11 protein-coding genes and 3 pseudogenes are annotated in these 14,004 nt (G+C 62.8%); 12 read left to right on the top strand and 2 right to left on the bottom strand.

Features of this window, described 5'->3' with window-relative positions; genetic code table 11:
- Window positions 1–541 precede the first annotated feature (541 nt).
- The 12 genes and pseudogenes from ARTB_RS08385 (at window position 542) to ARTB_RS08330 (ending at window position 12,830) form a co-directional block, all read left to right on the top strand.
- Window positions 542–1,099, top strand: a complete 558-nt coding sequence (locus tag ARTB_RS08385) for a hypothetical protein (protein ID WP_243178790.1) — start codon at window positions 542–544, stop codon at window positions 1,097–1,099.
- Entirely contained in the window at window positions 1,096–1,959 is an 864-nt protein-coding gene (locus ARTB_RS08380) for a hypothetical protein (protein WP_243178788.1), read from the top strand. Before ARTB_RS08385 ends, ARTB_RS08380 begins: the two co-directional genes overlap by 4 nt.
- A 674-nt stretch (window positions 1,960–2,633) precedes the next feature.
- Complete coding sequence (locus ARTB_RS08375; RefSeq protein WP_243179588.1) at window positions 2,634–3,131, top strand: bacterial transcriptional activator domain-containing protein; 498 nt, start codon at window positions 2,634–2,636, stop codon at window positions 3,129–3,131.
- A gap of 415 nt (window positions 3,132–3,546) precedes the next feature.
- Entirely contained in the window at window positions 3,547–3,918 is a 372-nt protein-coding gene (locus ARTB_RS08370) for a hypothetical protein (protein WP_243178786.1), read from the top strand.
- Between the two features lie 1,203 nt (window positions 3,919–5,121).
- Complete coding sequence (locus ARTB_RS08365; protein ID WP_243178783.1) at window positions 5,122–5,298, top strand: hypothetical protein; 177 nt, start codon at window positions 5,122–5,124, stop codon at window positions 5,296–5,298.
- Between the two features lie 171 nt (window positions 5,299–5,469).
- The gene (locus ARTB_RS08360; RefSeq protein ID WP_243178781.1) at window positions 5,470–5,643 is read left to right on the top strand and encodes a hypothetical protein; all 174 of its coding nucleotides are present in this window, start codon (window positions 5,470–5,472) and stop codon (window positions 5,641–5,643) included.
- A 21-nt stretch (window positions 5,644–5,664) separates the two neighbouring features.
- Window positions 5,665–6,084, top strand: a pseudogene (locus tag ARTB_RS21940) (ISL3 family transposase); the annotation flags it as partial.
- A complete protein-coding gene (locus ARTB_RS21935) occupies window positions 6,066–6,374 on the top strand; it encodes a transposase (RefSeq protein WP_243178779.1) in 309 nt (102 codons plus the stop codon). The pseudogene ARTB_RS21940 and the gene ARTB_RS21935, both read left to right, overlap by 19 nt.
- Before the next feature lie 295 nt (window positions 6,375–6,669).
- Window positions 6,670–7,005 (top strand): hypothetical protein, encoded by a 336-nt coding sequence (locus tag ARTB_RS08345; RefSeq protein WP_243178778.1) that lies wholly within the window; start codon window positions 6,670–6,672, stop codon window positions 7,003–7,005.
- Complete coding sequence (locus ARTB_RS08340; RefSeq protein ID WP_243178768.1) at window positions 7,005–10,286, top strand: M14 family zinc carboxypeptidase; 3,282 nt, start codon at window positions 7,005–7,007, stop codon at window positions 10,284–10,286. Before ARTB_RS08345 ends, ARTB_RS08340 begins: the two co-directional genes overlap by 1 nt.
- A gap of 11 nt (window positions 10,287–10,297) precedes the next feature.
- A complete protein-coding gene (locus tag ARTB_RS08335) occupies window positions 10,298–11,608 on the top strand; it encodes an alpha/beta fold hydrolase (protein WP_243178766.1) in 1,311 nt (436 codons plus the stop codon).
- A gap of 277 nt (window positions 11,609–11,885) precedes the next feature.
- Window positions 11,886–12,830, top strand: coding sequence for an FRG domain-containing protein (locus ARTB_RS08330; RefSeq protein ID WP_243178764.1), 945 nt, complete (start codon window positions 11,886–11,888; stop codon window positions 12,828–12,830).
- Window positions 12,831–12,946: 116 nt separating this feature from the next.
- On the opposite strand, the pseudogene ARTB_RS08325 reads toward ARTB_RS08330, so the two are convergent.
- Both ARTB_RS08325 and ARTB_RS21930 read right to left on the bottom strand, forming a co-directional pair.
- Window positions 12,947–13,394 (bottom strand): annotated as a pseudogene (locus ARTB_RS08325) (DDE-type integrase/transposase/recombinase); the annotation flags it as partial.
- Between the two features lie 192 nt (window positions 13,395–13,586).
- Window positions 13,587–13,829, bottom strand: a pseudogene (locus ARTB_RS21930) (GIY-YIG nuclease family protein); the annotation flags it as partial.
- Window positions 13,830–14,004: the final 175 nt, after the last annotated feature.

Here is a 14,004-nt window from a genome sequence, read left to right as displayed (position 1 = left end):
CTCGGCTTACAGCGCGCCCGGCACTTCAGCGGATGCCGGCGCGGACACGTCGGCCGGGGCAGCTGCCCCTAGCGGGACGGCGACTGGAGGATCGGGCGGCTCGAACGGATCTAGTGACGGCACCGGTGACGGCCGCAACCAGGCGCAGCGTCCGGCTCCGGGACAACAGCCCGCGCCGCCTTCCAAAGGCCAGCTGCCCGGTCAGCCAGCCCCCGGTCAGCAAGCACCGGGTCAACCAGCATCGGGTCAGCCGGCGCCGGATCCGCCGGCCCCGGGTAAGCCTCCCGCGCAGCCGCCCGGTCCGCCGGCGCCGGGTCAGCCTCCCGCGCAGCCGCCCGGTCCGCCGGCCCCGGGTCAGCCTCCCGCTCAGCCGCCTGGTCCGCCGGCGCCTGGTAAGCCTCCCGCGCAGGAGACCGCCGTACTCGACTGGCTGCCGATCGGCCCGGTAGGCCGAGACGATCCGGTCTGGTACGCGGGACTAAAGGACCGGAACTGCGGTGTCGTTCCGGATTCCGACGATCCCCCCGTCACCGTGGAGCGAGTGGCGCGAAAGCTGTGCCTGGGCCTGAAGGGCCAAAAGGCTGCGTGGGAAGAGGGTGCAGCGGCTTTGGACACGATGCAGCCGCCAAAACTGCCGAATTCCGATTGCTGGTCCGTAAAAGCCTACGAAGTGCTGCGCGATGTGGCTGCTTTCAGACGGCAGAAGCCGGATGTGCCGTTCAAGCTTGCACCCCTCCCCGGCACTGCCTGCCCGCCAGAGCTCAAAGACCTTAGTGTCGTGGGCCGCCCGTCCGATTCCGTCTGTCCGGGCGACATCATCCTCCTGGGTGGAACTCTGGGCGGCCTCCCCGCTAACAGCATCAGTGAGGTCAACGTCGGCACGACGACGGCCAAGGTGGGGCGTCGTGCGAGTCCCCCCGGCGACAGCTACCCATTGGGGGACTTCTACTTCAAAGCACCGACTCCCGTGCAGGGAGCGCCGGCCACGGTGGACGTCACTGTCGCCAAGGCCAAACTTTCGGTGAAGGGAACGGCGTCCTTCGCATACGCGGTGGACCAGAACACGTGCCTCCAAGCGGCGCCGGGCAACATCCCATGACGGAAGCCCACGGTGACGAGCGTTCGTCGTGGTCCCGCGCCCTTGGTGTGGTTTCGGCCATCGGCCCGCCGGTCACGGTGGCGACGGCGCTGCTGTTCTACTTCGGCTGGGCACGTGCGGAAGCCCAGGCAGCGCAGATGGGTCTGGATGTGAGCCTGTTCGGATACGCTGTGCAGGACTACATCCTGATCAGCATCAACGCGCTCTTTCTGCCGCTGGTCTGCCTCCTGGTCGTCAGCGTCGTCTGGGTGGCCCTGGACCGCTGGCTGCGCCGCCGCATCGAGGAGGGCAGCGGCCGTGCGGTCATCGTCCGAGCCGCCGGCATTGCCGCCCTGGCCAGTGGGCTCGTGGTCGGCGTCAGTCTACTTCTGGCCATCGTTGAGCCTGCACGGACGGCGCTGTATACGCCGTACTTGATGGCCCTGGGCGTGCTCGTGGCCACGTGGTGCGTGCGCCTCCGCCGTCTGGGCCGGGACGCCAAACGACCAGCGCTCACCACGGAACAGCGGGCGGTGGAAACCACGCTGGTCCTTAGCATCGTGACACTGTTGCTCTTCTGGGGCACGGCTGACTATGCCCAGGCGCTGGGTCGTCGGCTGGCAGTGAATTTCGAGCAGGGAGTCCAGTACATGCCCCGGGCGGAGGTCTACTCACTCAAGCCGCTAGGAATCGGCACGGATGCCGTCAAGGAGATGAAAGTGGGTAGCGGGGAAACAGCCCTCTACCGTTACAGCGGTCTGCGCCTGCTGGTGCTCAGCGGCGGACGTTTCTTCTTCCTGCATGACGGCTGGACACCGCGGGATGGAACAGTGATAGTGCTCCCGGACGACAACTCGGTCCGAATCGAGTTCAAAAGATAGTTTTGGTTCGGCCAGTTCTGCAGCAGCGGGCCTGGCACAATCGTTTAGCGGCTGTGGATCGGGTCGAACGGCGGGTGCTTCCCTTACCGGGCGGCTAGGGAGTTTACGACGGAGCATCCATGGATTGACGGGCCCACGGGTTACCCGTCTGGCTCCCTGGGCCACCGTGGCCATCTGGGATGCGACGTCGGCCGGCGCCGGCGAAGAGCGGTAAATGGATTGAGAGAATCCGCGATGGCTGCTCATCTCTAGAGGGCGTTGTCACTAAGGCCTTTGCCCCGGACTCCAGTGACAATGGTAGTGACTGATGTGCACGCGTTGCCGGGGTGCTGAGCTCACGCTACTTCGCTTCACGATACTGCATACTGCTAGATGCGCCCGGCCATTGACACCCCTTACCGAAATGCGGATCCTCGTGACTAGAACTGTTCCAGCTCGGAGTCGCGCTGGATTGGGGGGCACCAATGGTAGGCGGCAACTTTTCCAATTTTCAGCTGAGCCTGTTCCAGTCGTGGAAACTCCGCAGGGACTCGTGCGTTATGCATGTTGCGGCCCGTCAACAGCGGCTCATAACTGCGCTGGCTATTCACGGCACCCGCCCGAGGAGCTACTTGGCAGGGCTTCTGTGGCCGGAAAGTAGCGAGGCTCGGGCCCTAGAGAGTCTGCGGGTGAGCATGCACCTGGTCTCACTGCAGGTTCCGGGCCTCTTGGTCAATGGCGGCGCAGAGCTTTCGCTAAGCGACTTGGTGGACGTTGACTTGCACCGGGTCCGGTCCTGTTTGCGGGAGATCAGCCAAACCGGTCCTAACGGGAATGTTGCTTCGTACCTGAACCTTTTACGCGATGCCGAACTGCTGCCGGGCTGGTACGAGGACTGGGTGCTCTTTGAACAGTGCAGATTGCGGCAGGAGCGGCTCCACGCGTTCCACATCATTGCTCGCGAGACGCTCGCGCGCTGCGACTATGAGGCTGCCTTGGAGGCATCGGAGGCAGCACTTGAACTTGAACCGCTCTACGAAAGTGTCGTCGGACTTCTCATTCAGGCTCAACGGCAGCAGGGCAACAATGCTGCCGCCCTTCGGGCCTTCGAGAAGTATCGAGCGAAGCTGAACGATGACATGGGCCTTGCACCCTCGGAGGGGATTCTGCAACTCGTCTCGGACATCCTGTAAGAGCCGGGCCTGGCATGACAGTCACCAAAGAATCACCGTTACCACTAAGAACCGTAGACTCTTCGCTCGGAACGCGCAACGGTATCTGCATCCCAATTCGGGAGGATGGTCTACAGCGGAACGTAAGTCGCCGAGCAATTACAGGGGCTTCTCTGGGTTCGCGGATGGGTCGTGTGAGCTAGATGGTTATTGATGCATAATGTTCGCAGGCACCCAAATGGGTTCGGATTATCTGAAACCGGAGATAAGGAATGATAACGCACATGGTGTAACAATTCGTTAAATCCGGCAGAGCTCCCATCGGCCGTTATTTAGGTCATCCGATGACTAGCAAAAGTTCAATTCGAATTGGCGACGCATTCTGGGATTCTCCTACCAGCCAGAAATTTACGATGTGAATATAAGGAGTGTTGATATGCGCATTCCAATTTTTCTATCTGCCCCCACTGCATTGAATCCAAAACAAGAAGAAGTGCGTGGCCGAGTAGTGGGTATCCTGAACGATTTCGGCTTGGAGCCTCGGGCTCTTGGATGCAAAGAGTACCCGACGGAGTATCCGCTTCGGGAGGTTGCGGTCATCGCTAAGCATTGCTCTGGCGGTTTGATTCTCGGCTTTGAGCAATTTCGAAGTACAGAGGGGACTCTAAAGCCAGGAACGGAGCACGAAGTCCGAGTGAAGGATAGAAGGTTCCCAACGCCCTGGAACAACCTTGAAGCTGGAATATTATTCGGTCTCAGGTTATCCTTACTCATATTCCGTGAAGACGGAATTGACGGAGGTTTTTGATAACGGAGTTTCTGATGCTTTTGTGAACAGGATGCCCCCAGCCCATTTCGGTTCAGGCGAACTTGATGAAATGCGAGAATTAATATTGAAATGGCAAGGAGGGTACATGAACATTACTACAGGCTTTAGTAGTTCTGACCCGCCACGCAGGTTCTTATCGTCCTCTCGTCCTCGGGGTCCTCGATGTAGGGCACCCAGACATCGTCGACCTGTACCTTGCTCAGGCTGGGTCGGCGAAGCCTGAGATGTGATCGATGTGGTGGTGCGTGGCCACCACAACGTTAAGGCGCGTCGGTGTTCGCGGACCGATTACGGACCACCGAGGCCGCCGCGCCACGCAGGACGTTCGCGCAGTTTCATTCGCATCTGGCCGAAGTGGACTGACGATGCTTCGGACATCTAAGGCCACAGTCACAGTGCGCATGTACAACGTCGGCTTCGGCGACGGTTTCTGGTCAGTGAAGCAAGACTGCGGGGCGGATGTTGGTTGACTTTGAAGTTTTTCCGGCCGGTTAGGGCTCAAGTCGACGGAGGCAGGGCCTTGGGTCAAACTGATGGGGAATTCGGTCCTTACCAGAGGAGAGCCTGGTCGGCGAGCGAGGTCACCCCTGCGGGATAATGCAGCTCCGGCGTAGCACTTCCACCAAGGTTGCGCGCGGGCGAAGATCATCATCCGGGAACAAAGCACGAGCAGAAGTTATTATGGCTCGAACCACGTCCCTGAGCGTCACATCGCCAACCGGAAGGAAGTCGCACGCCCTGACCACCATGCAGAGCAGCCGGACCACGTTTGAACAGACCCCCGCGTTGCCATCTTCACCAGATCCGGAGGCAACGTGCAGGGCGGGAGAAAGCCGGGAGCGTGACGTGCTGGTGGGCCCGGTTGACGGTGGAGTCCACGGAGACTTCCGAATCGCTCATCCCGGCAGCGTCGGCCTCCGCAGGGATCCGGACTGAGTCTTGTCCCAGTCTTCGTCGCCGCTGAAGCAGCGGCGGCGTTTCCAGACCGTGTCCGACTGCGGAACAGGACCCCGGCGATGCCGGACACGCGTACTCCTGAAAACCAGGGTACAGGGGCTCTTTAAGGTTCACGGGGGATTGATTCCGTGTCGTAGCTAAGAGGGGCCCGTGGCCCTGCTGGGATGAGTGTGTCTCAGCATTCAACCTGGAACAGGACCACGAGCCTTGAATGAGCCTACCGGGGTGGCTACCGACGCTGCCGCCAGCATCTTCAACCTGCCTGACTACTGCGTCGAGTCCGTCAGCGTCCTGGCGGACGGACAACGCCAGATTATTGTCGAAACCGACCAGCCTCCGGGCTGCACGACGTGTGGTGTCGTTGCGGCACGGCGGAAGGAACGGCGCTCAGCGGACCCGTGACATCCCTGTCGCCGTCCAGGTCCTGTGGTCCAAATCCCGCTGGTATTGCGATGAACCGGTCTGCGCCCGGCTCTCGTTCTCTGAATCCACGACCCAGATCCCTCGCGGCGCACGGTTCACCGGAAGGCTCCGGGGCCACGTAGTTGATGTGGTTGTCCGGTCCGCCGGGCAGTGTCCGAGACCGCCGCCGCGTTCGCTGTGTCCTGGTGGTTAGTCCGTGCAGCGCTGACCGAAGCCTGCTTCCTGACGCTGTTCGAGGTGGATGAGCTGAGTCCGCGGCTGCTGGGGATCGATGAGCACCGGTTCCGGTCCGTGCGGTATTTCCGTGATGCTGAGTCCAGCTAGTGGATCCGGCACGAACCGTGGATGACCACCATCTTGAATCTGGACAGAGGCCAGGTCCTGGGCGTCGTGGACGGCAGGGACCACAAGAGCGTCGGCGACTGGCTCTTCGCCCGACCGCTCCAGTGGCGGCTCGGCGTGCAGGTCGTCGCGATCGACCTGTCCGCGGCGTTCCGGATGTGGCTTCCCCGGATCGCTGTCGCGGTTGATCACTTCCATCTGGTCTCCCTCGCCAATCAGGTGGTGACCGAGGCGCGGCAGAACCTCTCCCAACAGGTCAAGGGCCGCCGCGGCCGGAGTATCGACATGGCCTGGGCGCACCGGATGCTGCTCGTGCGCGCCGGCGAGACGCTCCCCGACACTGCAGCCCACCGGCTCGAAGCGGTCTTCGACGCCGATGACGCCACCGGCAAGGTGCAGGCAGTATGGAAGGTCAAGGAACAGCTGCGGATCCTGCTGCGCACCATCTCCCTGGTCGAGGCCGCCGCAGCGAAAGACGAACTCCGGTCCTCGTTGCGGCGGCAGGACGGCCCGAGACGAACAAGCTCTACCGCACGGAGTGCCGCTGGTGGAAGGAGATTGAGGTAATCATCGTCATCGGCGCCAAAACCGGCAAGGTCGAGGCGAATAACACGGGAATCAAGCACATCAAACGAACCGCCCGCGGCTACCGGAACTCCGGCAACTACAAATCGATTATCCTCATGAGAAGTGCCGTCCGGACGGCGGCATGACACTCACCCGGGAAACACTTTCTCCACCAACCGCCAAGAGCCGGTACAGGTGCGCCGACCTGGCCGGAGCCGACACCTGGATCGATGCCGCCGGGATGCCTCCCTCCAACACTTGTAACGCCCAAGTAACGGCATCTACGCAGACTGGGGGTGGCTGACGACACATGCTGTCCATGCCAGGCTTGGGCCGGCAAGCAGCCGAACAAAGAATTGTTCCATTTTCGGGAGAACCGAGTCGGCAGGCTCACGTACTGCCGGGCCGGATGAAGCCCTGCTTCAGGAAGGGAGGCCGGTGATGGCTGGCGAGGATACTCCCCAAGAGGCTGACCAGGCGAAGGCAAGGTACGAGGTCATTGTCCGTGCCGGTGCCGGGGCCGGGGCTGCGGAAAGGATGGACATGCGCCGGGTGGCGGACATGGACCTGGACCGTGTGCCCGATCCGGAGGGAGGGGTCCGGCTGCTGGTCGACATGGATGAGGCGGCCCGTCTCGTCGGGAGCGGATTCGAAGTCACAATCGTCCAGGCCGCACCCGCAGGTCCGCTGGACCCCTCGCTGATCATGGACGACGACGCCGCGGCCGCCTGGCTCGAGGAACGCCTTGGCGGCACGGAGCAGGAGGGAGAGGTCTGATGTACCGCACGGTTTCCCAACTCGATACCACCGGCAGCACCCTCGCGGCGACCCATCCGCAGCTCTGCACGCAATTCACGCTGCCCGAGTCCTCGGTCCAGGGCCGGCCGGTCCGTGCCCTGCGGCTCCGTGCCGGCGGCGGGGACAACCGCCGGTGCGTGTTGCTGGTGGGCGGCACGCACGCGCGCGAACTGATGAACCCGGACCTGCTCATCGAACTGGCCGTCGACCTCGTGGCCAGCTACCGGACAGGAAGCGACGTGGTCCTCGGCGGCCGGATCTGGCCGGCCGCCGATGTCAAACTGATCCTGGAGACTCTTGATGTGTACCTGCTGCCCTGCGTGAACCCGGACGGCCGCCACTTCGTGATGACCGTCGATAGCCTGTGGCGCAAGAACCGGCGCGACAACCCGGGGACCCCCTGTGACGGGGTGGACCTGAACCGCAATGCGGACCTCCTCTGGGGCGTCACAGAAGGGCAGACCTCCTGCGACCCGTGCTCGGAGGTCTATTGCGGACCGTCCGTGTTTTCGGAGCCCGAGACCCGCAACGTCCAGCACCTGCTCGATTCCCGCGGCATCGATTGCTTCGCCGACGTGCATTCCTATTCCGAATTAGTGCTCCACCCCTGGGGACACGCACCGACCCAGACGACGGACCCAACGAAGGGGTTCACCACCCTGCCGACGACTGCCTGCCAGCCAATCACGGACCCGAGTTACGCCGAGTACATGACGCCGCGGGACCTGACGCGCTTCGAAAGCGTCGGAGACCGCATTGTTCAGGCCATCGCCGACGTGCGCGGCCGACAATACACCAGGGAATCCGGGCTCGGCTTGTATCCCACCACGGGGACGCTGAGCGACTATGCCTACGCACGCCACATTGCCGACGGTGCGCAGCACAAGACCTACGGCTTCACCCTCGAGGCCGGCCCCTGGCAGGGCAGCGTGGCCGAATCCTTCCACCCTGCCAATCCCGAACCGGTCAAGCGGGAGGTCGAGTCGGGTCTGCTGGAACTGCTCCAGCAGTCCATCTGCGCCATCGAGCTGATCGGCTCGAAGCTGCTAGACCGCGACACGGAGGTCGTTGCGCTGCGCCGGGCCAGGGACGAACTCGGCGGCACCGAGCAAGGACGGAGCTGGATCGCACTGTTTGAACAGCTCCAGGCACCGCTGATCAGCCTCGTGCTGGAGGATCCCGAGCTGGCCGGGCGTGCCGCGCGCCTCGTGACCGCTGCCGGGGCGCAGGTGACCGACAATGGTGCCATCCTGGCCCCGGAGACAGCCGGCGAGGCCAATGAATTCCTTCACGCCCTGGCCGAGCGCGGCCCCGCAGAGCTGCGGCCCGACCTGCAAGCCGTGCGGGACCGGTTGGGCGCTTTTGCCGGGCTTTCCACCTCAGAGATCGTGCACGAGCTCATGGAGCGAGGACCCACAGACGCCTCGGTCCCGGGCGACGGCAATAGGGGCAGTCTTGGAGGGAATGGCCCTGTCGAGCAGGGTGATTTCCAGGGCGACCGTCTTTCTCAGGTAACCGTTCCACCGGAGCTTGAAGACGATGAGCACCGCAAGCGGTGGGGCTTGGGCGAAACACCGGAGGACCGAGGGCCCTACATGGTGGAGCTGAACGTGCAGCACATGAATGGCCTCGCCGGGGCGGCGACCGCGTTCGTGAACCTGTTCAAGAATGCCCTCGTGCCGGAGGGTGAGAGCGCGGCTGGCCCGCCTTGGCATCTGGTGAAGATCTCGAAGACATATTTCCGGTGCGAAATGAAGCTCGACGAGTGGAAGAAGCTGATCGCCGCGGACGAGGAAGTCGCCGTCGAGCGAGCCCACAGAGAGGCCGGCCAGGGCGCGAACCAAGGGATGGATGATTTCACCTATCGGTCCGTCTACAGGCTCTGGCCGGATTTCCCCGTTCAGGCGAGTATCACGAGGTCGCTCTCCACGATTAAAGCCGACGCGGCCCTGCGTTCATTCGATGCGACCGGCGAGAATATCACATGGGCCGTGATCGATTCCGGCATTGACGCCAGCCACTGGCAGTTCGGGTCGGATAGCGACCACGCGCTCTGTGACCCTCGGGTGCGTAACCTTCACCGGTGTTTCACACCCGTAAACGGTCAGCAGTTAGACGATCCCGACGAGGAAGCCGTGGACGGTCCGCCCCTTACCGAGGAGCAGCGGCAGCGCCGGCTGCAGGAGCACCGCACGCACGCGCTGCAGGATCCGCTCGGGCACGGCACCCACGTCGCCGGGATTATCGCCGGTCGAGCGCCCGGAGACGTCGAGATCGTAGTGCTGGAGAGGCGACAGAACATCGCTTCCGGCGATGAGGATGAGAATCGGCCCAAACTCAGAACCAGCACACGGCAGCGGGTTATCCAGAGCGACCGTGAGCGCCAGCGTTTCCACGGCGTCGCGCCCGAATGCAGGCTTGTCAGCTTGCGTGCGCTGGACGAGAACGGTGCAGGCAGATCGAGTAACATCGTCCGGGCCTTGGAATACATCCGGGAACGGCTGAATGACAACCCCAAGCTTCTGCGCGTGCAGGGGGTGAACCTGAGCGTCGGCTACGAGTTCGACGCCGAGATGTTCGCCTGCGGTCAGAGCCCGCTCTGCACGGAGGTCAACCGGCTGGTGCGGGCGGGGGTGGTCGTGGTCACCGCGGCGGGTAACACCGGCTACTCAAGCCTAAGTGCAGGTACCAGGATCACCCGGGTGGGGCTGTCGAATACCATCAACGATCCGGGAAACGCCGAGGACGCCATCACAGTGGGCTCGACCCACCGGGAGGCACCGCACACGTTCGGAATTTCCTACTTTTCCTCGAAGGGGCCGACCGGGGACGGCAGGCTCAAACCCGACTTGGTCGCGCCGGGAGAGCGCATCATCTCCTGTGCCGCAGGTTCCGGGCTAAGCAAGGCGTGGGGGATGCTGGAGCCCGCGCCGGCCACGGGCGGGGACAGCACCTCAGCGGCACCGGGTGCCTCGTGGGGACAGGGCACGCCCAACGGCGATGCCCCCGCAGCCGCTGAAGACACCGGACCGAAGGGGCGACAGAAACGGGCCTACTACGTCGAAGATAGCGGTACCAGCATGGCGGCTCCGCATGTGTCGGGCGCGATTGCTGCGTTCCTCTCCATCCGGCGGGAGTTCATCGGTCGCCCGCTCGAGGTGAAGAAGACGTTTCTCAGCGCCGCGACCCCGCTTGGGCGGGAGCGGTACTTCGAGGGCCATGGCCTGGTCGACCTCATGAGGGCAATTCAGTCAATATAGGAGGGCTTCGTATGATCGTCGGACAGTTTGATGTCGAGTTCCGCAGGGACGGCTCGGTCTTCGACCAAGAACAGGCAGCGTCACTGCTCTCCGGGCTCCGTGACGCCTCGGACCTGCTGGTGCTGTCCCACGGTTGGAATAACGACAAGGCGGACGCAGAAAAGTTGTACGACGCTTTCCTGGCAAATCTCGCCCAGTTGCAGGAGCGCGCGGCGGACGGTGCTGCGCCTAAGCTGGCTGTCCTGCGAGTGTTCTGGCCGAGCAAGAAGTTCACCGACGCCGACCTCATCCCCGGTGGCGGCGTCGCCTCAGCAAATGCCGAGAACGACCGGGCGTTGCTGCGCGCACTTTCAGCCCTCAAGCACGATCCCGACCGCCTCGGCGAGGCCGGCGAAGACTCGGCCCGAGCCGGAAACATCGACCAAGCGACCGCCCTGATCGACCAACTGGAGACGTCCGAGAGCGCGAGGCGCGAGTTCGTCCTGAGGATTCGCAGCGTACTGAACCCCGATGAGGCGCACGAAGACGACGGTTCCTATGAATTCTTCGACCGGGATCCCGAGGAGTTGTTCGACGCGTTCTCGGTCGGGGTGCCGGTGGACCTGCCGGTCGGCGAAGGCGGGGTCGCGGCTGTGTCGGACGGCGGTGCGGCGTTCTTGGGGGACTTGCTGTCCGGGACCAAGGCCGCGGCGCGGCGCATCACGAACTTCGGCACGTACTACCAGATGAAGGCCAGGGCGGCCACAGTGGGCAGGACTGGTTTGGCTTCGTTGCTCCTGCGGGTACGGGAGAGGTATCCGCAACTGCCCGTGCATCTGGTCGGCCACAGCTTCGGCGGCCGGCTCGTGACGGCGGCTGCCTCAATGATCGAGCCAGGAGATGCTCCCGTAACCATGACCCTGCTGCAGGCCGCCTACTCCCACAACGGCCTGGGCCGGAAGTTTGATGGCCGAAACGACGGGGCGTTCCGCCGAATCCTGGACCGTACCCTCATCTCGGGGCCCGTCGTCATCACGCACACGAAGAACGACCTGGCCGTCGGCATCGCCTACCCGCTCGCCTCGCGCATCGCGCGCGACAACTCCACGGGACTCGGTGACCAGGACGATCCCTACGGCGGCATGGGCCGGAACGGCGCGCAACACACCCCGGAAGTGAGCTTGGACGAGACCGAACTCCGTGCGGTCGCCGTCGGACCAGGCTACAGTTTCCGGCCGGGCAACGTGTACAACCTCAACGCGGATAAATTCATCACCGAACACAATGACGTCACTGGTCGTCCCGTGGTTAATGCAGTTCTCGCCGCTATGGGAACCCGCTGAAGGTTTGGAATGGCGGTTTTGCTGCAACTGACGCAGGGATCCCGGCGATGTCGGGGCTTGAGAGCCCGGCACCGCCATTTGGTACTGATGAAAACCCGCCAAACCAAGCTGAAAGTGACAGCCCAGCGTCCTTGACGGTTCGTCCACGCCAGAGCTGGGTTGAGTCTGACAATGGTGCAGGCAGTCCTCGGCAACGCTTGACCAGCAGGCCCGCCTAGCGTTGGTCAGAAGTTAGCCGCATCACACAGCTTGGTGGCGCAGCCACAGAGGGGGCAATATGTCCACAAATACAGTCGCCAGTGAAGAGAACTTGTACTACGGCATCGGCGCTTGGCGACTCTGGGAAGAGAAGGCGCCCACTAGCCTCCGGTCGCAGAAGCTGCCGCCTGGCGAACTCATCCCGATCGAGACGTATGAGGTCACAACTTTTCGCGAACTGGTGAGAATCGTTGCGTTCCTGAACGTCATGAACAAGAAGCACCATCTCCTCTTCCGCGGTCAGACAGAGGACTTCCCGCTCCGGCCGACACTTCTCCGAGACACCTGGAATGTCCCGTGGCGCGAAGGTGAGAAGGTTGATCTTCGCGACGATCGGCAGTACTACTGGGACGCGTTGGACGTGATGTCCAGCCGCATCGGGGCTGTCCTTCGTGACAAGTTGCCTCGGCATCGACCGTTCGACCGTTTTCGCGACCGAGATGCCTATCGGCTGGCTCCTTGGGCGGTCATCCAACACTACGAATTATGGCCCACTCCTGTGCTTGACTTCACGGGCTCGCTCCGAGTGGCTGCCTCCTTCGCTCTCGGGACCGAGGAGGCCAAGCCGGAGGGCTATCTCTACGTCACGGCGATGCCACCATTCATCTCAGACCTCGACGACGTTCCTGAGGATGAGTCCGTTGGCCCCGTCGCGGTCCGGCTTAGCGCAGTGTGTCCGCCTTCCGCGCCGCGGCCGCATCTACAAGATGGATTCCTCGTGGGCGAACCGCATTTCAACGACCAAGCTCTCCAGGCCGAGTCCTCGCCGGGGGTCGTGGTTGCCAAGTTCCTGCTACTCAATGACTCCGCGACCGCCGACGGCCAGGGGTTCTGGGACAACGATTTTCCGCCCCACACGCAAGAATCCTTGTTGCCAAGCTTGGGTGATGTGGTCCTGGCTGCCTTCCATGAAGCGTTCGAGTACCGGCTTGAAGCAGGCAGGGTGGTGCTAGTCGAGCGGTGAAGTGCCGCAGCCGAGTGCTGCTACCCAGGGGCCGTCTCCTGACCCGTAGCCGAACGCTGGCGGACCCTGATCTAAGTTGCCATGGGGATTTCGGACAGCGGAATTGGTGGATTCTTCTACGTTGCCAAGGCTGGCTGTTGATATCCATGGCGGTCTTCGTTGGGCCGCCGGCATCCGAGCGCGGAGTGACGGCGCCGGCTGCTGTAGAACCCTTCGATGTAGCGAACGACGTCGCTCCGGGCTCGTTTTTCAGGGCGGAGAAATAGGATCCGGCCATGCTGTTGTCCCAGAGCATACCGGTGCGTCCCATCGCCCAGGCCGGCCATCAGGGCCCTGAATTCGGTCGCGGTATAGACGCTGCCCCCGATCGGAGAGCCAGATCGCGAGCGGCTCGATCGGGGTCGTAGCGGCTGCGTTCCTGTGCGCATCTGCGACGAGTTCGGTGCGCATGTGATCGGCGATGGACCAGCCGACGACCTTCTTCGAGTAACAGTCGACGACGGTGACGAGGTAGATGAATCCTTGCCAGGTGTGGATGTAGGTGATGTCGCCGACGAACTTCACCACTGCGGTCAAAATCATCCGCATAGATCCTCACCGACCTGCTCCGACTGCTTCAGGCGGGGTGGAAGTACCGCCGGTCCCGATCACGCCTGGGCGACTGGCCGACCCGGCCGTCGACGTTCACGAAGGTGTAGAGAGCCAGGCGCCTGGTGCGATGCATCACGAGACTGAAGCGGTGGTAGTTCAGCACGGTTCGTTCTCGAAGGTAACTGCATCTTCAGAGAAGTATATGGTGTGGACGTCGAACCGGAAGGCACCGATGCGCCACTGAGTTCGGTGATGCGTTCGGCTGGTTTAAGGCGTCGTGTCAGGCCTATTTTGACGACGCCTTCTCCGAAATGCTCCGCGGTTGGAGATCACGTAGATCTAGCCGGTGCGGATGTTTGCTGCGCGGTAGTCGTTCTGGGCGATCGCTTGGTCAATGGCTTCGAGTCGTAGTTGCCCTTTTTCGGACCGCCGCGTGGCAGTTGTTGCGCGTAAGCCCTACGGATGCTGAGGAGCAGTCTACTTTTCATCCAAAACTCGCTTCATGACGGAGGCCATTGACTTCACGCTCCGAACTGCGAAAGGGTTGCCACATAGGTTTCCAGCTCTTCAGTCCCACGCTGGA

Origin of the sequence: Arthrobacter humicola (assembly GCF_022803015.1) — a bacterium.
GTDB lineage: Bacteria > Actinomycetota > Actinomycetes > Actinomycetales > Micrococcaceae > Arthrobacter > Arthrobacter humicola_A.
Note: the sequence above shows the minus strand (reverse complement) of the source record. Positions and strands in the feature narration are given on the sequence as shown.

Bases quoted from the DNA above. Each gene is read 5' to 3' on its own strand.
- ARTB_RS08375 (WP_243179588.1), top strand. From the start codon at position 2,634: ATGCACCTGGTCTCACTGCAGGTTCCGGGCCTCTTGGTCAATGGCGGC.
- ARTB_RS08340 (WP_243178768.1), top strand. From the start codon at position 7,005: ATGTACCGCACGGTTTCCCAACTCGATACCACCGGCAGCACCCTCGCG.
- ARTB_RS21935 (WP_243178779.1), top strand. From the start codon at position 6,066: ATGGAAGGTCAAGGAACAGCTGCGGATCCTGCTGCGCACCATCTCCCT.
- ARTB_RS08345 (WP_243178778.1), top strand. From the start codon at position 6,670: ATGGCTGGCGAGGATACTCCCCAAGAGGCTGACCAGGCGAAGGCAAGG.
- ARTB_RS08370 (WP_243178786.1), top strand. From the start codon at position 3,547: ATGCGCATTCCAATTTTTCTATCTGCCCCCACTGCATTGAATCCAAAA.
- ARTB_RS08335 (WP_243178766.1), top strand. From the start codon at position 10,298: ATGATCGTCGGACAGTTTGATGTCGAGTTCCGCAGGGACGGCTCGGTC.
- ARTB_RS08330 (WP_243178764.1), top strand. From the start codon at position 11,886: ATGTCCACAAATACAGTCGCCAGTGAAGAGAACTTGTACTACGGCATC.
- ARTB_RS08380 (WP_243178788.1), top strand. From the start codon at position 1,096: ATGACGGAAGCCCACGGTGACGAGCGTTCGTCGTGGTCCCGCGCCCTT.